We start from the raw sequence: 17,281 nt of genomic DNA, 5'->3' as shown, positions 1-17,281 counted from the left end.
CCGGAGTTTAGAAGGAAAGAAGAAAGGTAATAGTGGGTAAAGAACTTTAAAGCAGCCGAAAGGGGATTATAAAATGAATCAGGAAGAACTGAAACAGCATATCAGCAATATTATGAAGGATAACAAAGTGGGAACGCTGGCTACTGTCAAAAATAATAAGCCTCATACCCGTTATATGACGTTTCAGCACGACGAGAATCTGACGTTATTCACTCCGACGGACAGAGAGACGTACAAAGCGGAAGAAATCGACGAGAACCCGTTCGTCCACATCCTTCTCGGATATGAAGGGGAAGGCTACGGAGACGGATTCCTTGAAATCCAGGGTCAGGCCAACATTCGTGATGACCAGGACATCAAAGACCGAGTGTGGAGTGACCACATGAAACACTGGCTCGGCGGGAAAAACGATCCTGATTACATCGTACTTGAGATTTTCCCTGAAACGATCCGCCTCATGAATGAAGGCGATGAAACTCCACAACAGCTGGATATGTAAAAGAAAAGCGTGCAGGCGAAGTGAACCTGCGCGCTTTTTTGATTTTTATTGCACCAGTTTTTCGTAGGCCAGCCGTTTGCTGCCTTCCGTTAAATAAATGACTCCGCAGTAGGTGTAGCCGTGGCTCAAAAGCAGTTGCTGCATCGGTACGTTCCGTTCATGCGTATCCACTTTCACGCTCGGAATAGCACGGTCACGGGCCATCTTTTCTGTCTCTTTTAACAGAAGAGAGGCAAGGCCCTGTTTTTTCCTATCGTTCTTCACTGCAAGCCGGTGTATGACGAGATAATCTTCCCGGCTCATCCATTCCCCCTCGTAAATGGTACGGTAAGTCATTTCCTCACGGGGGGAGATGACCGTACTCGCTATAATCTTTCCGGATTCAGTGAGTACGTAACTTTCCCCGCGCCTGATGTCTTCCGATATAGTTGCTTCATCGGGATAACCGTCTGTCCACTGGCTGATGTTCCGTTCCCGGAACTGCTGCTGGGCTTCCTGTATAATAGGCATGATTTCTGCGACGTCTTCCGCGGCTGCTTTTCTGAATTCCATACTCATCTCCCCTGTCATTCTTCAATATGGTCAATCATCTGTTCAAGCGTCTGCATAACGTGATCGTCTTTGAACGTATAATAAATACTTGTCCCTTCCCGGCGATGCGTCACCAGCCGGTAGAGCTTGAGGGTGCGCAGCTGATGAGAGACTGTAGACTGTTTCAAGTCAAGGCTGGAAGCTATGTCAGAGACCGAGGCTTCTTTCTGACAGAGATAATGCAGAATACGGATCCTCGTCGGATCGGACAGTACTTTAAAAGTGTCGGCCGTTTTCTGTATCGTCTCTTCTGTAACAGAGTCACTCATGTTTATCCTCCTCAGCCATACTGCATAATTCATCTTCGTATTCTATTTCAATGGTAACGTGATCCAGACGGATATCTTCAAGGATGGAAGTGATCGCTTTCTTTGCCCTGCACACTTCCTCCTTCGTCGCTTCTGCAGCTACTACGGCATGGGTGGAAAAGGCATGGTTTTCCCCGTCCAGAGACCACAGATGGGTGTGGTGGGCGGATTTGACTTCCGGGACGTTGCGGATTTCTTTTGTTATCCTGTCGAAGTCCAATGATTCCGGCACTGCTTCAAGGAAAAGTCGCATCGTTTTGATTAGATTGATTATGATGTTGTAAAGGATGAAAAGCGTAATACCGATGGAAGCAAGCGGGTCCAGGATAGGCAGGTCGAAGAAAGTCATTACAATTCCGACGACCAGCACGGCTGCCCAGCCGAGAACGTCTTCGAGCATGTGCCATGACATCACCTTCTGGTTCATGGAATCTCCGCCACGGAGCCGGAAGACAGCTGCACCGTTAACGATGATACCGAGGACGGCGAGACCTATCATTCCGAGGGTATTCGGTGTCTCCGGATTCCACAGCCTCGGTACGGCTTCCGTCAGGATGAAAATAGAGCCCGTGATCAGTACGACACTGTTAATCAGGGCCGCCAGCAGGGAAAAGCGTTTATAACCGAAAGAATAGTTGTTTGACTGGTCCTTATTCGAGTATCTCTGAAGAAACCAGGCGAGACCAAGCGAAAGAGAGTCCCCCAGGTCGTGCAGAGCATCCGAGATGATAGCGATACTGTTTGTGAGAAGACCACCGATCAGTTCTATGATCGTAAAGAAAAAGTTAAGGAAAAAAGCGACCTTAATATTTCCGGTGGTCTCATGATGATGATGGTGGTGTGACATTGAGGTGCCTCCTTATATGACTATATGTTCATATAGTAACATACATTACGGATCATACAAACGTTCCAGCTGCTCATCCTAGGGGGGGTATGTTTGAAAGTATTTATAAAAGTGAATAAACAGACTGAATATGTTTACGGAGGAGATAACAATTATGAAGACATACACTAATCAATATATAAATGGAGAATGGGTCAAAGGTTCGAGCGACAAAACTATTGAAAATAAAAACCCTTACAATGATGAAGTAATTGCAACTATTCCGTCCGCAAGTGCCGGAGATCTGGATAAAGCCTACGAAGCTGCAGCACAGGCCCAGCAGCAGTGGAAAGAGAAAACTCCTGCAGAGAAGCGGGATATTTTTTTGAAATGGATCGATCTGGTCAAAGAAAGAAAAGAAGAAATCGTGGAGTGGCTGATCACGGAAGCCGGAAGCACGCGGGTGAAAGCGGAAGTCGAATACAGCGCGGCTCTCGATATCATTACGGAATCAGCTTCTTTTCCGACACGCATGAAAGGGGAGATCATCCCTTCCAACACTCCCGGAAAAGAAAACAGGGTGTATCGTGATCCGAAAGGCGTAATCGGTGTAATAGGGCCATGGAACTTCCCGTTCCACTTAACAGCCCGTTCACTTGCCCCCGCGCTCGCCAGCGGGAACGGCGTAGTCATTAAACCGGCCTCCCACACTCCGATCACTTCCGGTCTTCTGCTTGCTGAGCTTTCGAAAGAAGCAGGTTTCCCTAAGGGACTTGTCAACGTAGTAGTCGGAAGAGGTTCTGAAATCGGTGATGAATTCATCACTCATCCGATTCCTGAAATGTTCTCTTTCACCGGTTCCACGGAAGTAGGAAGTCACATCGGGGAACTGGCCGGGAAAAACATCAAGGATACAGCTCTTGAACTCGGTGGTAACAACGCTATGATCGTGCTGGAGGATGCGGACGTGGACAGAGCTGTCGAAGCCGCCGTGTTCGGCAAATATTTACACCAAGGCCAGATCTGCATGTCCCTGAATCGTCTCGTTGTGCATGAAGATGTACACGATGAATTTGTTCAGAAATTCAAGGAAAAAGTGGAAAGTCTCCCGTACGGTGATCCTCAGGACGAGAAGACGATGGTAGGACCTCTGATCGCCAAAGACGAGGTGGATCGTATTCTTGAAGGCATCGATCAGTCGGTACAGGAAGGCGGAAAACTGCTGACCGGAGGTAAAGCGGAAGGAAATGTACTGCTTCCGACCATACTGACTGATATGGATAACGAAAAAGCACTGGCGAAAGAAGAAGTGTTCGGTCCTGTAGCGTCGGTTATTAAAGTCTCCGGTGAAAAAGAAGCGATAGAAGTCGCAAACGGTACTCCTTACGGGCTGTCCGGTTCAGTATTCACAAAAGATGTGAACCGGGGCGTGGAAGTAGCCAAACAGGTGAAAACAGGTATGATCCACATCAACGATCAATCTGTAAACGACGAAGCACACGTAGCATTCGGCGGTGAGAAACAGTCCGGTATTGGCCGTTTCGGTGGAGAATGGGCCCTGGATAAGTTCACGACAGTGAAATGGATCGGTGTCATGAACGGGTACCGCGAATTTCCGTTTTAAAGAGTCATACTGTTTTTAAAAACCATCCGGAAGTCCGCGGTTCCAGACGGTGAGTCCTCTCTCCTCGGGCCGTGCTTCCCATTGCGGATGGTTTCACTTTTATACTTAGGGGGTTACGTTGTGAAATTAGTTATAATTGGCGGGGATGCTGCCGGGATGAGTGCAGCGATGCAGGTAGTGCGTAAAACGGAAAACCCCGAGGTGGTAGTGCTCGAAAAAGGGGAGGTCTACTCTTACGGTCAGTGCGGTCTTCCCTACGTCATCAGCGGGACCGTACCTTCGACGGACGACCTGATCGCCAGGGACGTGGAAACGTTCAGAGATAAATACGGTATCGATGCAAGAGTGAATCATGAGGTCACTTCTGTGGATTGCAGTAAACGCAAAGTGTATGGTATCAATCAGGACGGTGAAAAGTTCGAAGAAAGTTATGATGAACTTCTCGTGGCTTCGGGGGTCAGTCCCATGCTCCCTCCGTGGAAAGGAAAAGATCTCCAAGGAGTGCACGCCCTGAAGACGATACCGGATGCGAAAGAGATTATGGCGGATCTTTCCGAAGATGTGGAGAAAGTGACGGTAATAGGCAGTGGTTATATAGGTCTTGAAGTAGCCGAGAACTTCAGAGAAATCGGCAAAGATGTCCACATCATTACCCGGAGTGATTATCCGGGTTCCATGGTCGATGGTGATATGGGCAAACTGATACAAGAAGAAGCCGAAAAGCAGGGTGTGAGAATAACCCGGAACAGCTCGGTGGAAAGACTTGAAGGGGAAGAGTATGTGCAGAAAGTCGTGACGGAACAGGGAGAATTTGAAACCGACCTCGTTGTTGTGGCTACGGGCGTCACACCTAACACAAGCTTTATGAAAGGGACGGGTATTTACACTGCGAAGAACGAAGCTATCGAAGTGAACCGTTTCATGGAAACGAATCTTCCGCACGTTTACGCAGCGGGAGACTGCGCTGTGCAGTACCACCGACTGAAGAAAAGAAATGACTTTATCCCCCTCGGCACTCATGCCAATAAACAGGGACGAATTGCCGGACTGGTGTTGAGCGGCCACCGTAAATCATTTAAAGGGATCGTGGGGACGTCCATTCTGAAGTTCTTCGATCTTACGATAGGCAAGACCGGCCTTTCGGAAAAGGAAGCGGAGGAAGAAAATATACCGGTGGAAAAAGTGTACATTGAAGCAACAAACGCTGCCGGATATTATTCCGATGAAGAACCGATGTCGATAAAGATGCTCACAGAACCGGAGACCGGAAAGCTTCTGGGAGTACAGATCATAGGACCTTACGGCGTGGATAAACGGATTGATGTTATGGCTACCGCTCTTTATAATGAAATGACTGCAGAAGACCTGCTCGATCTCGACCTTGCTTACGCACCTCCTTACAATAGTGTATGGGATGCTTTGCAGCAGGCGGCAAGACGCGTGAAATAAAATCGGAAGGAGGAAGACAGCAATGGCTGAAAAAGGCTGTGTGAAATGCGGGAGTACGAAAGCCGGGATGAAGGAAGTGACTATGAACGGTCCGGGTGTTTCAAAGATGTTCGATACGGAAAGTAACGATTTTATCGTAGTTTCCTGCGAAAACTGCGGGTACTCGGAATTTTTCAATAGAGACGTCTCGGAGGATTATAACGTGTTCGACCTTTTTTTCGGGAAGTGAGAATGGAAGTTAATTCCTGAAAACAGTTGTCCAATTCCTGTCGCTCGAGTATGATAGAAGAAACACTATACAGCGGAGGTGTGGCTATTGATCAACATGAATGATTTCCAATCCATGATGCAGATGCAGGCGACGAAGAACGTTCAGGGAAACAGAGGGGTGGAAAGTCCGGGAGCCGGTCTGCAGCAGATGTTGTTTCAAAATATATTGAAGGCTTCTATGGACACGCTGCTGTCTTCAGCGGAGGAGAAAGAAGCACAGACCCCGGTTCAGATTTTTATCGGTGTCCAGGCACCTCCTATTACGGAAATCTCCGGTGAAGAGGAAAGCGAAAAGAGCGACGTGGACGGTCTGATCCGTGAAGCTTCCGAACGTTTCGGGGTGCGGGAAGATCTCATACGTTCCGTAATACAGGCCGAATCGAATTTCAACCCGGAAGCTGTAAGTCATGCAGGAGCACAGGGGCTTATGCAGCTGATGCCCGGCACGGCTGATGCTCTCGGGGTCAGGGATCCGATGAACCCGGAAGAAAACGTTATGGGAGGCACTAAATACTTACGTGATATGCTTACCCGCTACGATGGAAATGAGCAGCTGGCTCTTGCAGCCTATAACGCCGGCCCCGGCAACGTGGATAAATATGGCGGAATCCCTCCCTTTCAGGAAACGAAAAATTACGTAAATAAGGTTCTGAATATCGTGTAATCAGCGAAAATACTGGATGCAAAGAAACCCGAATAAAAGTTATTCGGGTTTCTTTGTGTCCTGAGGTCAAGCGACGGACGTCCGGAGTGCTTCAAGCCGGAACTTTGCCTCACAACACTTTTTCAGGCTTTCTTTATGTCCGCTCTGTAAGGGGAGAGGTCCCGTCCCATCTCGAGATAACGGAGAAAAATCTGCGACATTTCAATGAGCCTGTTTTTTACTTCTTCATTCTCCAGCTGTTTATCTTCCGTGAAATGTCCGGGGTGGGCATAGACATAGTTTGGCGTGATAAGGCACCGGAAATAGTCCAGAACCGGTTTGAGCTGGTTCTCAATGACGAGGTGGTGCTGCAGTGTGCCGCCAACGGCAATGATGGAAACAGGTTTGTAACGCATGGCGAGCGGGGAAATAGCATCAAACACGTTCTTCAGTGCTCCCGGTATTCCTCCCTGAAACACAGGGGTGGCTATGACATAGCCATCGGCCCGTTCGATGGAAGAGATCAGTTCCTTCATATCATCGTTGTACTCCTCGGGGGGACGGCCATCGACGAACTGAAGGTTATAGTGTTTCAGATTTATATTATTTATCGTTATGCCCGGTACGTTTTCTTTTAAATAGGTTTCCACAGGGGACAGCATCCGCTCCGTTTTCGTACCGGTAAGCGTACCGTTCAGTAATACAATATTCACGTTCGTTCCTCCTTCGCGAGAGACACACTTCTACTTAATATAGTAAAGCATACAACTTTCATAGGCAATTAAGAAAAATGGTGGTGAGATTTATGAAGATGTGGAGAAGGATCAGGTTTCTTTTCAATTTCCGGAAGTCGATTCCGTTTCTGCTTTCCTTTTTCCGCTCCGGGGAAGTGAGGGGAGCGAAGAAAGCAGGGGCTTTACTGTTCGTGACGTTATATTTTCTGTTTCCCTGGGATGTGATCCCCGACTTCCTGATATTTTTCGGGGTGATCGATGACGTGACGGTACTGACGTTCATCCTTCAGCGGATCGTACAGATGGCTCCCGCTTCCCTGAAAGAAGACTATAAGTTATGAGTGGATGTTTAACCCCTCCGTTTATAAGGTATACAACAGAAGGGAAGAGAAATTATCAAATTCAAGGAGTGATTCATTTATGAGCGATGTAATGTTCACAGCTCACGCAACGGTAAAAGGCGGCCGGAACGGTCACGTAAAATCCGATGACGGTCTGATCGATCTTAATCTGGCACAGCCGGGAGAAAGTAATGAAACAGGATCCAACCCGGAACAGCTCTTTGCAGCGGGTTATTCTGCATGCTTTGACGGTGCGCTGAATTTGGTAGCGGACAAGAAGAAAAAAGATATCGATTCCGAAATCACAGGTGACGTCAGCCTGATGAAAGATTCTTCGGATGGAGGACTTAAAATCGGGGTCGTCCTTAACGTTACAGTGAAAGGTGTATCCCAGGAGGAAGCGGAAGAGCTTGTTAATGAAGCTCACAAAGTCTGCCCTTACTCCAAAGCGACAAGCGGTAACATTAACGTGGAATTGAACGTAAAAGCTGAATAGTATGCTGTAAAGGTCCGGGCGTTTTCTGCGTCCGGACTTTTTTATGTGCAAAAAATAAGGTATGATAAAGGGCGAATGTATGTTTTGGGGAAAGAGGTTTTTTAATATGATGGCACCAGGCCACCAGGTCGTAGGGTTCACGTTCGGCGTAGCAGCCGTAACTATGCTGCCCGCCCTTCCATTCCTTCCCGAGCGACCGTTAGAAGTAATAGCGTTTTTTTTGTTTGTGCTGTTCGGGGCTCTCGTACCCGATATCGATACTCCCCGTTCAAAACTCGGGCAGAAGTTCTGGAGAATTCTTATCACCATTTTCACGATTACCCTTATCGTCTACCTGTTCGCTCCTTCCTTTTTTGATACATATAGAGAACCGCTGAAGACGTTCGTGATGCTGCTGCTTCCTGTGCTTCTCATGATACGTGGACACCGGAAGATGACTCACTCTCTATTCTTCCTTCTGTTTCTCGTTGTGTACAGCTATTTCGTCCAGTGGCTGCTCGGTCTGCCATGGTATTATTTCGGTGGTCTGATCACGGGGAGTGCTTCCCATTTGTTCGCCGACTATATTACGAAGCGGGGCATCCCTCTTTTCTACCCTTTCAGTAAAACTCACTATTCTTTTTTCATTACGTTCAGAACGGGATCTATCGTCGAAAAAATTCTTACCTTTCTTCTCGTAATTGTAAATGTATGGTACTTACTGTTGGCTTTGTAGAATAGTTTGGTACAATGAAACAGGCAACTATAAATGAATATGAAGGAGTATTGGCGTATGTGGGAATGGAAAAATATATACAGAGGCCTCATGATGGGAGCGAGCGACGTTGTTCCCGGGGTGAGCGGAGGCACGATAGCCGTAGTTTTGGGGATATATGACCGTCTGATCGAAGCGGTGAACGGTTTTTTCAGTAAAGAATGGAAACGTCACCTGAAATTTCTTCTGCCCCTGGGGCTTGGAATCATAACTTCCATCCTCATGCTTGCGAATCTGATCGAATGGCTGTTCGAGCACTATCCGGCTCAGACGAAGTTTTTCTTTCTGGGTCTGATTATCGGAGTTCTTCCGTTTCTCAGCCATAAAGCGGATGTGAAACATAAGTTCAAAACGAAGCACTATATCCTGATGCTTATAGGGGTCGTGCTCGTCAGTTCGCTCGCCTTCTTTCAGCCTGAAGAGTCTGGAGCGATGAGTAATCTGTCGTCAGGTGCTTATATTCTTCTGTTCTTCTCGGGGATGATTGCGAGCAGTGCGATGATTCTGCCGGGGATCAGCGGCTCTTTCCTTCTCCTGATCATCGGAGTATACTCCACGGTTATCGAAGGGATTTCAAACTTCCAGCTGGACGTTATGGCCGTCGTCGGAGCGGGTATCGTGGTCGGTATCATCGTGATGAGTAAAATCGTGAAGTTCTTCCTCGATCACTATCCTTCCGGAACGTACGGGGTGATTATCGGGCTTGTGCTCGGATCGGTGACGGTCATCTTTCCGGGAGTGCCCGCCGGTGCTGTTCCGGTGCTTATCAGTATCCTTGCGTTCTTGGGCGGTTTGCTTGCCGCGTGGGGACTTGGTCGTGTAGAGTATAAATAACAGAGAGAGGAAAGGGGATAAATAATTATGAAAGAACTTAATACTACAGAACAGTTTCAGGCTGCAATCGAATCGGAAGAGCCCGTCATTTTGAAATTCGAGGCGGACTGGTGCCCGGACTGCAAACGGATGGATATGTTTATCGGGGATATCCTGGAAGAATACAACACGTACGAATGGTTCGTAGTCGATCGTGATCAGGTGCCGGACATTGCCGAGAAGTATGAAGTAATGGGGATTCCGAGCATCCTCATTTTCCAGAAAGGCGAAAAAATCGGTCACTTGCACAGCGCCAATGCGAAGACTCCGGAGGAAGTGGAAAGTTTTCTCCAGGAAACTCTTTAATAATAGAGAAAGGACCCGCGGTGGAAACACCCGGGTCTTTTTTTGGCCTGAATCGGGATAATGCCGGTAACAAAAAGCTGCAGGAAAAATTCCTGCAGCTACAGCATGATGTGATCGAGATAGGTGGTAATGAAAGTCTGCTCCGTAACGAAGAGCTGACCGTTCGATAAATGGAATGATTCCGAACCGTCATCGGGGAAGCCGAACATTTTCCTGAACACTTCCGCACTCTTCTTACGGTCAAGTCCGGTCCCGTATTCGACCGTCGTATCAGCCAGAGGGTTGATGTAGACGGAATCCTGAGGGAAATTATCCCCTTTCCATTCGATCAGAAACGGCAGCGGTACGGACGGGTGGGCAGGAAAAAGCATGCGCCACTCAAGCAGTGTCCCGTCTTCCTGCTCCCGGGAACCGGGGAAAGGACCTTCGTAGTCGATTCCCTGACGATTGTACATCTCCAGAAAATCATCCATAGCGTCGGTGGAGAGAGCAATCTGGATAGTGCCTCCGGTAGGCTCCTGAAGCATCTGACGTATGAGAGGGTTTTCGGACTTTCCGGCTTTCTGAGTATCGTTAACTCCGAGCCACTCGATATAGAAACGATTATCGAAAAAGCAGAGGTCGTTATGCGTCCCCCAGCCCGGATGTGACCCTCCCTCTTTTCCCTGGAGGCCGTAGCGGGAAGTGAAGGAAAGCCTCTCTTTTTCGGTATCGGGTGTAGTAATGACGATATGGTCGATTGCAAGCATGGTACTATCCCTCCTGTGTCAGGTTAAAAGCATCTGCAAGCAGTTTGTAAGAGTGAAGTCTCTCTTCGAACGGGTGGACGATGGTGTTCACCATTATTTCATCTACTCCGTAGGCATCGGCAAGAGATTCCAGTTCCTGTTTCACTGTTTCTTTATCTCCTACTACCATCCGTTTCCGGTTTTCCCTGATTCTTTCCTGCTGGAAGAAAGAGTAGGAGTAGTTGAACGCTTCTTCCGGTGTCGGGAAGTGATGACGTACGCCTCCCTGTTCAATCAGCAAAAGAGCCAGATCAAGGCTGGAAGCAAGATATTCGGCCCTCTCCTGTGTATCCGCACAAACAGCGAATACGGAGACGTTCCCTTTAGGTTCCGTCTGCTGGATGGAGGAGGTGAAATGGTTGTTATACCTGTCCATCGCGCCCATGCCTCCGTGCCCGTTGATGAAATGGGCGAAAGAGTAGGAAGTACCGAGGTCCGCTGCCAGGCGGGCACTCGTTCCACTGGATCCGAGCATCCAGAGTTCGGGGGACGTATCTCCTTTTGGAGTAGCGTAAATATTCATTCCTGCAGGGTCTTCCCCGTGCAGGTAACTCATGAGCTGCTCCACCTGTTTCGGGTAATCCTCGACCCTGGGGAGTTTACCGCGGTTCAGTGCCAGGTTGACGTTCGGCATGCCGCCCGGCGCACGTCCGACACCAAGGTCGATACGGCCGGGATGAAGCGTCTCAAGGACGCGGAAACTTTCCGCTACCTTATAGGCGCTGTAGTGAGGGAGGAGAACTCCTCCCGTCCCGACGCGGATACGTTTCGTATGTGCGGCGAGATGGGTCGCCAGAATCTCAGGGGCGGAGCCCGCCAGACTGTTCGTACTATGGTGTTCAGAGACCCAGAGGCGGTGATAGCCGAGCCGATCGACGTGAGCAGCGAGTTCCGTCGTCTGCCTCATAGCTTCCTGCGGATCCGAGTCTGATAATATCGGTGACTGATCCAATACACTCAGTTTCATAAGTATCGTTCCTTTCATTTGTGTAAAAAGTAATAAAAAGCTGACTTTCCCTGTAGGAAAAGCGTTACTTTAATCGTGGCACCGGGAACCGGGAAATGCAAACAAAAGACCCTCCCCGGGCGGGAAGGGAGAGTGGATTATGAGAATATAAGCGATACGGGCGGGCCGGGTATTATCTGTTTATAAGACCGAGCAGCCCGTAAGTGAACATCGTTTCCGGGTCTCCGGAAAAGAGACGCTTCATGTCCAGATGTTCGGTGTCGAGAGGCGAGACGAACGGAGTGCCGGCGGTGAGCGTCCCTTTGTTCTTTACCGCCAGCCACTCATCCGGCTGCATCCCTTCCATTATTTCTGTCTTTTCCCCTTCGCTTAACCCGGTCGCCACCGGTCTTTTCTCTAAGATCCCCTCTTCATTCATTATCCAGACAAACGGAGGGGTCTCTGTAACGAGAGTCTTTTCGAAAACAGCGGTCGTCTCCGGAGACGTGGCCGTAATGATGTCCAAATTGGTGTGATATCCGGCAAGGAGTTCTTCGGTGTCTGTCGTGATAGCCGCTTCGAATCCGTAGCTGCTTTCCTTATCCAGACCGGACTCTTCGGGGAATTCGTGGAGGAGTGAGACGTTTCCTTCTGCGATCCTGTCACCCTCCGGAGTTTTCGCCAGCACGGACATTCCCTCCGACACTTCTGTTCTATCGGATTCGGAGAGTTTCCCCTGAATAAGCAGTTCGCTGGACTGGATAGTAAGTACAGGGTTGTTGAGAGTTTCGGCTACGTCGGAGACCGTCCCTTCAAACGTACTGGTGACGGCTATAGTCTCGCCTCCCTGCTCCAGCTGATTCAGCCGGTCTTCGAACATAGCCAGCTCGGCCTCTTTCCGGGTGAGCTCCATTTCTTTTTCTGCTGTCTGTTCTTCCTTCTCAAATTCGGTTTCTACGTAAGTGGAAGGAGCGGGATAATCGTAACTCTCATCTTCTATGTCGGTGTCCGGCTCCTCGATATCGTAGAACCTGACGTCTCTGAGGTAGTCTTCGATGGCCCTGATTTCCTCTTCCAGAAGCGTAATCTCCGACTCCAGTTCTTTCCGTTCCGCTTCGTAATTTTTCACTTCATACTCGTACAGTTCTTCCCCTTTTTCCACTTTGTCTCCTTTTTGGACAAGAAAGCCGCTGAAACTCCCCTTCTCTTTATCGAAGTACACTTCCTGCCGGTCAGCGGAAGCGAACACTCCTTTTGTTTCCACGTATTCAGAAACGTCTGTAGTGAAACTGCGCGACCATTCTTTTACATAGGATTTTTCGGCTACTTTGTCCTGGTGGTCGAAAAAGACAAGCAGGATGTTCGCTGCGATGAGCAGGATTACCGCTGTTCCGACTATACGTCTCTGGATTTTCTTCTTTCTCTTCATATGTACACCTCTTTCTTTTCTCTTTTATCTCAGCAGGTAAACAAGTTCCAGGTCGTAAAAACTCAAGGCTGCCGCTCCACTCCACAATAGAAGGTGCCACAGTATGAGGCCTGTCCAGATCCATGCCGGGCGGGTAGCGGAAATCTTTTTCAGGGAGGAAGCCTGGAACCAGATGATGAACAGCTGGAAGAGAGAAGCGGCTCCGGCGAAGCTGATGATCCACGTCTGTTCTGTAAAATAAGAAGCGATTATCCCGAAGGACAGAGGGGAGAGGGACCAGTCCAGTCCCGCATATGTAAGTAAAGGTATCCAGGTAATACGCTCCACAAGCATGATAAGCAGAACATTCATCTGTACGATCAGGATTTTTTTATAGGAAGTACTGTTGAACAGCCAAAAAATCAGAGTGGAAAAGAAAAGGATAAAAGTGAAAAACAGCAGGGAGTAGCCGATTCTTCCGATCATGAACCAGGCTTTCCGCCATTCATATTCAAAAAGGCTCAAGCCGGTCATGTTCGCCGAGACAGGAGCTGTTCCGAGTCCGATCCAGGCTGTCCAGACGAACGTAAGGATGGTGGCGGCAAGCAGGAAGATAAGGGTGAGCCACACCTTCCGCGTTTTCTTCGCTTCATTCAGTTTCCACAGTTCATCATCATGCCTGAAAAACATTTTCCATAAATTCACAGAATATACCATTGAGTCCATCCTTTTCGTCTAAGTGTAGTATGAAACCATTTTAACTGAATTTACTATAACTTACCAGTTGCCTTACAACTGTCTTGGCCCCATCTATTGTTTAAAGAAGGGCAGGAAAGGAAATGCTATCCATAGCGTACCTTTAAGGAGGAACATGACATGGCTAGTTTTGACAGAGGCTTACTGGTCTATCAGGCGAACGCCGGTCAGGCCGAAATCGAACATAATTTATCCCAGGTGCTGCCGGTGCTTGCAGAGGCGGTGAAAGAACTGAGCACCGTACAGACGGAGAGTATTGAAGATCTGCACGAGACGGCGAAACGGTACAAAGATGAGATCGACGTATTTTTCATCCTGGGCGGGGACGGTACGGTCCATGAATGTGTGAATATCTTTGCAGAAGAAGAAAACCCTCCCAGGTTCGGCGTGCTGCCGGCAGGGACGTGCAACGATTTTGCAAGGATGCTCGGAATTCCGATGGATTTGAACCAGGCCGCCCGGACCATTGTAAACGGGGAAACGAAAGCGGTCGACATTGGCAAAGCGGACGGTCGCTATTTTGCAAATTTCTGGGGAATAGGTCTGGTTACGAGAACGTCGTATAATATTGATGAGGAACAGAAGGACAGTCTCGGAGTACTGAGCTACTTCATAAGTGCTTTCAAAACGATGAGCGGGGCGGAGACGTTCGAGTATCAGCTGGAAATCGACGGCCGGAAGACGGAAGGCGAAGCCGTGATGCTTATGGTAATGAACGGTGCTTTTATTGGCACCCGCCAGGTTCCGGATCCCGAAGTGAAACTCGATGACGGTTATTTCAACGTAATGGTCATCAAAGATTCGAACTTCCGGCTGTTCCGGGAACTGATGACGATGAATCGTCCATGGACGAAGGAAGAGAACTTCCGGGAGCTGGAGTACAAAAAAGCTTCTCACATAAAAGTTACGACGGATCCGGTGGAAGAGGTGGACCGGGACGGGGAGATCGAAGGAGAGACTCCTTCGGAAATTACCCTCCTCCCGAAACACCTGTCTTTCCTTACCGGTGAGAGCGGGACTCACGTAGCTTTTGAGGAGTGAGGCTTGAAAGCGACGGCGATTCCGAGTGGATAGGTCACATTTTCGCGCGGCGGTTCTATCAGCACTCCTTCCTGATAGTAAAAGGAAGTCCGTTCGTATGCTGTGAACAAATCTCTGAACTCTTCCGATGTAAGCTGATGGACATGGAAAGGGGAACGGGTCGGCTTCCCTCTTCCCTGACCGAAGGGAGTGGAGACGAGAAGCGTTCCTCCCGGTTTCAGAAGACGATAGTAGTTACGGAGGAGCTTCTCCTCTTCCGCGATATGTTCAAGTGTTTCAAAGCTGACGATACAGTCGAAAGTACCGAGTTCATCCGGCAGAGTCTCCCCGGTCGCGTTATAGACGTGAAAGGAAGAATTCGGATGGTAATATCTCCCCCTGGCATAGCGGATAATTTCTTCATTTATATCCACTCCGATAACTTCCCTCACTTTTCGCTTTCTTCCTTTAGCAATCATGTGTGTGCCGTATCCGGCCCCGCAGGAAAGGTCCAATACCCTTCCATACATATAGCGGAGAGCAAACTGATAACGTGCCATATGTTCGAGAAGCATATTGTTTTCGGGTTTCGTGAATTCCGGTATGACCCTTTCTCCCGTATCTTTAAGCATGCCCTTCCACCGCCTCCCCCCGTAATGAGTATATATTCATTATGACACATACGCACTCAAGGCAACAGGTTTGACAATAGTAAATGAGGATATCTATACTTGCTAGTAACGATAATAACAGGAGAGGACGAAAGGCCATGGATGAACAGGAACTTTACAGAAAGAAAAAAGAGGACCCTTCTCTTAAATTGTTCGTAGTGCTGGCGAAGGCGGAGAGAGCGGTCGCCGATCTAGCTAAAGATGACATTCAGAAACATGGCTTGAACCCTACGGAGTTCGGAGTGATGGAACTGCTTTTTCACCAGGGTGAGCAGCCGCTTCAGAAGATCGGAGAAAAGATTCTTCTCGCAAGCGGCAGTATTACGTATGTAGTGGACAAACTCGAAAAGAAAGGCTACCTTGAACGTGTGCCCTGCCCTACGGACCGCCGTATCACTTATGCTGCAATCACCGGAAAAGGAAAAGAGCTGCTGAACCGTATTTTCCCCGACCACTGGAAGCGCCTTGAAACAGTTATGGGAGGGCTTACGACTGAAGAGAAGGAACAGATTATTCCTCTCATAAAAAAATTGGGGATGCACGCCGATGAATTGAAAAAGTAGGAGGGAAGTTCTCCTGCTTTTTTTGTTTGGGTTTCTGTAACGTCGGGAAAGGGTAAGGACAGGCATAGATATATGGCGGGGAGGTGTACTTGGATGAAAGTGCTCATTATTGGTGCTGCAGGGAAAGTAGGCCGGCTGGTAGTGGATAAATTGAGCCGGACGGCTTATACACCTGTAGCTATGGTCAGGAGTAAAAAGCAGAAGGAAACGTTTGAGAATCAGGGTGTAACCGCCGTGATGGGAGATTTGGAAAAAGATTTCGAGTCTGCCTATGCGGACGTCGATGCTGTGATATTCGCAGCGGGGTCCGGACAGGATACCGGGGCCGAGATGACGATTATAATCGATCAGGAAGGTGCGATTAAAGCGGTGGATCGGGCTGTACATTTCGGAGTGCAGCGGTTTGTCATGCTCAGTTCCATGGCAGCCGATCGTCCGGAAGCGGGAAGCCGCGAAATTAAGCACTACCTGTTTGCCAAGCATAGAGCTGATGAATACCTGAAAAATTCAGGCATACCGTACACCATTGTCCGGCCGGGACCTCTTACCAGCGAGGCAGGGACAGGGAAAGTATTCCTTAACGAACACGTGAACGGAGGGAATTCCATTTCTAGGGATGATGTAGCCTCCGTGCTCGTTGAAGCTTTGATGCAGCCGAAAGCGGAAAATAGAAGTTTTGATGTAGTGGAAGGCGACACATTCGTGGAAGATTTGTTTCGTAACTGATATAGAAAAAATAGGACGACCTGGAGGGTTAAATAATGAGTGAGGGAAGTATTGTGCTGTATACGAGCAAACCGTGCGGCCAGTGTGACAAAGTGAGGGACATGCTTGATTCCTGGGAGGTGACCTACGAAGAAAGAATGCTCTCTGAGGACCCCGGGTATTTGAAAACACTGCAGGAAGCAGGGGTCTACGGTACGCCGGTTACGTTTATAGGAGACGACCGGGTGCTCGGTGTACAGGAAAACAAACTGAAGAAAAAAGTGGGCGCATAGGAAAGGGACGGACGAAGCTCTGTCTCTTTTTTTATGCGACAGAAAGGTTTGTTTTATCATTGAAAAGGAATATAATGGTGGTCTGAAGGAAAACGGAAAACTTGTCGCGGATAGACAGGAAAAGAGGAGGAGTCTATGAGTAATAAACCGCCGATACATACGAAATTTTATTACGGCTGGGCGATCGTCTTCGTGGCCGCATTAAGCGTGTTCTTTTCCGGGCCGGGACAGACCTATTCAAATTCCATTTTTATCGACTATTATATTGAAGACTTCGGTTTCAGCCGCTCCACAGTGTCCGGACTGTATTCGGCCGCTACGCTGGTGGCAGGTATCACTTTGTTTACGGTAGGGAGAATGGTCGATCGTTTCGGTCAGAGGGTAATGATGATCGGGGTGGCTCCGGATTAGCACTCG

The 17,281-nt window shown here is 48.6% G+C and carries 24 protein-coding genes; 15 read left to right on the top strand and 9 right to left on the bottom strand.

Going from position 1 to position 17,281, the window contains the following annotated elements; genetic code table 11:
- Nucleotides 1-73: 73 nt before the first annotated feature.
- Entirely contained in the window at nt 74-499 is a 426-nt protein-coding gene (locus BW931_RS09625) for a pyridoxamine 5'-phosphate oxidase family protein (protein WP_076571879.1), read from the top strand.
- Between the two features lie 45 nt (nt 500-544).
- Here the strand turns inward: BW931_RS09625 and BW931_RS09620 are convergent, their stop codons facing one another.
- The 3 genes from BW931_RS09620 to BW931_RS09610 are packed head-to-tail and all read right to left on the bottom strand — an operon-like array spanning nt 545 to nt 2,245.
- Nucleotides 545-1,051: a GNAT family N-acetyltransferase gene (locus tag BW931_RS09620; protein ID WP_076571876.1), complete on the bottom strand. Its 507-nt coding sequence runs from the start codon at nt 1,049-1,051 to the stop codon at nt 545-547.
- A 14-nt stretch (nt 1,052-1,065) separates the two neighbouring features.
- Nucleotides 1,066-1,359 carry an ArsR/SmtB family transcription factor gene (locus BW931_RS09615; RefSeq protein WP_084193908.1) on the bottom strand — a complete coding sequence of 98 codons (294 nt, stop codon included), beginning with the start codon at nt 1,357-1,359 and terminating at the stop codon, nt 1,066-1,068.
- Nucleotides 1,352-2,245 carry a cation diffusion facilitator family transporter gene (locus tag BW931_RS09610; RefSeq protein WP_076571872.1) on the bottom strand — a complete coding sequence of 298 codons (894 nt, stop codon included), beginning with the start codon at nt 2,243-2,245 and terminating at the stop codon, nt 1,352-1,354. Before BW931_RS09610 ends, BW931_RS09615 begins: the two co-directional genes overlap by 8 nt.
- A 154-nt stretch (nt 2,246-2,399) precedes the next feature.
- On the opposite strand from BW931_RS09610, the gene BW931_RS09605 reads away from it, so the two are divergent.
- The 4 genes from BW931_RS09605 to BW931_RS13825 all read left to right on the top strand — a co-directional run bounded on the left by BW931_RS09605 (nt 2,400) and on the right by BW931_RS13825 (nt 6,231).
- Complete coding sequence (locus BW931_RS09605; protein WP_076571869.1) at nt 2,400-3,848, top strand: aldehyde dehydrogenase family protein; 1,449 nt, start codon at nt 2,400-2,402, stop codon at nt 3,846-3,848.
- Between the two features lie 120 nt (nt 3,849-3,968).
- Nucleotides 3,969-5,297 carry an FAD-dependent oxidoreductase gene (locus BW931_RS09600; RefSeq protein WP_143541875.1) on the top strand — a complete coding sequence of 443 codons (1,329 nt, stop codon included), beginning with the start codon at nt 3,969-3,971 and terminating at the stop codon, nt 5,295-5,297.
- Between the two features lie 22 nt (nt 5,298-5,319).
- Entirely contained in the window at nt 5,320-5,526 is a 207-nt protein-coding gene (locus BW931_RS09595) for a zinc ribbon domain-containing protein (protein WP_008591009.1), read from the top strand.
- Nucleotides 5,527-5,622: 96 nt separating this feature from the next.
- On the top strand, nt 5,623-6,231 hold the full coding sequence (locus tag BW931_RS13825; RefSeq protein WP_407690203.1) for a lytic transglycosylase domain-containing protein: 609 nt from the start codon (nt 5,623-5,625) through the stop codon (nt 6,229-6,231).
- Between the two features lie 122 nt (nt 6,232-6,353).
- Here BW931_RS13825 and BW931_RS09585 read toward each other — a convergent pair whose 3' ends face one another.
- Nucleotides 6,354-6,923, bottom strand: coding sequence for an NADPH-dependent FMN reductase (locus BW931_RS09585; protein ID WP_076571864.1), 570 nt, complete (start codon nt 6,921-6,923; stop codon nt 6,354-6,356).
- A gap of 92 nt (nt 6,924-7,015) precedes the next feature.
- Here BW931_RS09585 and BW931_RS09580 point away from each other — a divergent pair, with 92 nt between their 5' ends.
- The 5 genes from BW931_RS09580 to BW931_RS09560 all read left to right on the top strand — a co-directional run bounded on the left by BW931_RS09580 (nt 7,016) and on the right by BW931_RS09560 (nt 9,714).
- Nucleotides 7,016-7,285 (top strand): YkvA family protein, encoded by a 270-nt coding sequence (locus BW931_RS09580; protein WP_008591014.1) that lies wholly within the window; start codon nt 7,016-7,018, stop codon nt 7,283-7,285.
- A gap of 79 nt (nt 7,286-7,364) precedes the next feature.
- Nucleotides 7,365-7,781: an organic hydroperoxide resistance protein gene (locus tag BW931_RS09575; RefSeq protein WP_008591016.1), complete on the top strand. Its 417-nt coding sequence runs from the start codon at nt 7,365-7,367 to the stop codon at nt 7,779-7,781.
- Between the two features lie 106 nt (nt 7,782-7,887).
- On the top strand, nt 7,888-8,496 hold the full coding sequence (locus BW931_RS09570; RefSeq protein ID WP_008591018.1) for a metal-dependent hydrolase: 609 nt from the start codon (nt 7,888-7,890) through the stop codon (nt 8,494-8,496).
- 57 nt (nt 8,497-8,553) lie between these two features.
- Nucleotides 8,554-9,369 (top strand): DUF368 domain-containing protein, encoded by an 816-nt coding sequence (locus tag BW931_RS09565; protein ID WP_008591020.1) that lies wholly within the window; start codon nt 8,554-8,556, stop codon nt 9,367-9,369.
- A 27-nt stretch (nt 9,370-9,396) separates the two neighbouring features.
- Nucleotides 9,397-9,714, top strand: a complete 318-nt coding sequence (locus tag BW931_RS09560; protein WP_076571862.1) for a thioredoxin family protein — start codon at nt 9,397-9,399, stop codon at nt 9,712-9,714.
- Between the two features lie 98 nt (nt 9,715-9,812).
- Here the strand turns inward: BW931_RS09560 and BW931_RS09555 are convergent, their stop codons facing one another.
- The 4 genes from BW931_RS09555 to BW931_RS09540 all read right to left on the bottom strand — a co-directional run bounded on the left by BW931_RS09555 (nt 9,813) and on the right by BW931_RS09540 (nt 13,561).
- Nucleotides 9,813-10,463 carry a VOC family protein gene (locus BW931_RS09555; RefSeq protein WP_076571860.1) on the bottom strand — a complete coding sequence of 217 codons (651 nt, stop codon included), beginning with the start codon at nt 10,461-10,463 and terminating at the stop codon, nt 9,813-9,815.
- Nucleotides 10,464-10,467: 4 nt separating this feature from the next.
- Nucleotides 10,468-11,469, bottom strand: a complete 1,002-nt coding sequence (locus BW931_RS09550; protein ID WP_076571858.1) for an LLM class flavin-dependent oxidoreductase — start codon at nt 11,467-11,469, stop codon at nt 10,468-10,470.
- Nucleotides 11,470-11,641: 172 nt separating this feature from the next.
- Nucleotides 11,642-12,877 carry an efflux RND transporter periplasmic adaptor subunit gene (locus BW931_RS09545; protein ID WP_076571856.1) on the bottom strand — a complete coding sequence of 412 codons (1,236 nt, stop codon included), beginning with the start codon at nt 12,875-12,877 and terminating at the stop codon, nt 11,642-11,644.
- A gap of 24 nt (nt 12,878-12,901) precedes the next feature.
- Nucleotides 12,902-13,561 carry a hypothetical protein gene (locus tag BW931_RS09540; protein ID WP_234972615.1) on the bottom strand — a complete coding sequence of 220 codons (660 nt, stop codon included), beginning with the start codon at nt 13,559-13,561 and terminating at the stop codon, nt 12,902-12,904.
- A gap of 171 nt (nt 13,562-13,732) precedes the next feature.
- Between BW931_RS09540 and BW931_RS09535 the strand changes: the two genes are divergently transcribed.
- On the top strand, nt 13,733-14,653 hold the full coding sequence (locus tag BW931_RS09535; protein ID WP_076571852.1) for a diacylglycerol/lipid kinase family protein: 921 nt from the start codon (nt 13,733-13,735) through the stop codon (nt 14,651-14,653).
- Here the strand turns inward: BW931_RS09535 and BW931_RS09530 are convergent.
- The gene (locus BW931_RS09530) at nt 14,632-15,264 is read right to left on the bottom strand and encodes a class I SAM-dependent methyltransferase (protein ID WP_008591036.1); all 633 of its coding nucleotides are present in this window, start codon (nt 15,262-15,264) and stop codon (nt 14,632-14,634) included. The genes BW931_RS09535 and BW931_RS09530 overlap by 22 nt on opposite strands.
- Before the next feature lie 137 nt (nt 15,265-15,401).
- On the opposite strand from BW931_RS09530, the gene BW931_RS09525 reads away from it, so the two are divergent.
- The 4 genes from BW931_RS09525 (at nt 15,402) to BW931_RS13820 (ending at nt 17,275) form a co-directional block, all read left to right on the top strand.
- The gene (locus BW931_RS09525) at nt 15,402-15,866 is read left to right on the top strand and encodes a MarR family winged helix-turn-helix transcriptional regulator (protein WP_076571850.1); all 465 of its coding nucleotides are present in this window, start codon (nt 15,402-15,404) and stop codon (nt 15,864-15,866) included.
- Nucleotides 15,867-15,959: 93 nt separating this feature from the next.
- Complete coding sequence (locus BW931_RS09520) at nt 15,960-16,592, top strand: SDR family oxidoreductase (RefSeq protein WP_076571848.1); 633 nt, start codon at nt 15,960-15,962, stop codon at nt 16,590-16,592.
- A gap of 35 nt (nt 16,593-16,627) precedes the next feature.
- On the top strand, nt 16,628-16,864 hold the full coding sequence (locus BW931_RS09515; RefSeq protein ID WP_076571846.1) for a glutaredoxin family protein: 237 nt from the start codon (nt 16,628-16,630) through the stop codon (nt 16,862-16,864).
- 135 nt (nt 16,865-16,999) lie between these two features.
- A complete protein-coding gene (locus tag BW931_RS13820; RefSeq protein ID WP_327288583.1) occupies nt 17,000-17,275 on the top strand; it encodes an MFS transporter in 276 nt (91 codons plus the stop codon).
- Nucleotides 17,276-17,281 lie beyond the last annotated feature (6 nt).

Origin of the sequence: Salimicrobium salexigens, assembly GCF_900156705.1 — a bacterium.
GTDB classification, from domain to species: Bacteria; Bacillota; Bacilli; order Bacillales; family Halobacillaceae; genus Salimicrobium; species Salimicrobium album.
Note: the sequence above shows the minus strand (reverse complement) of the source record. Positions and strands in the feature narration are given on the sequence as shown.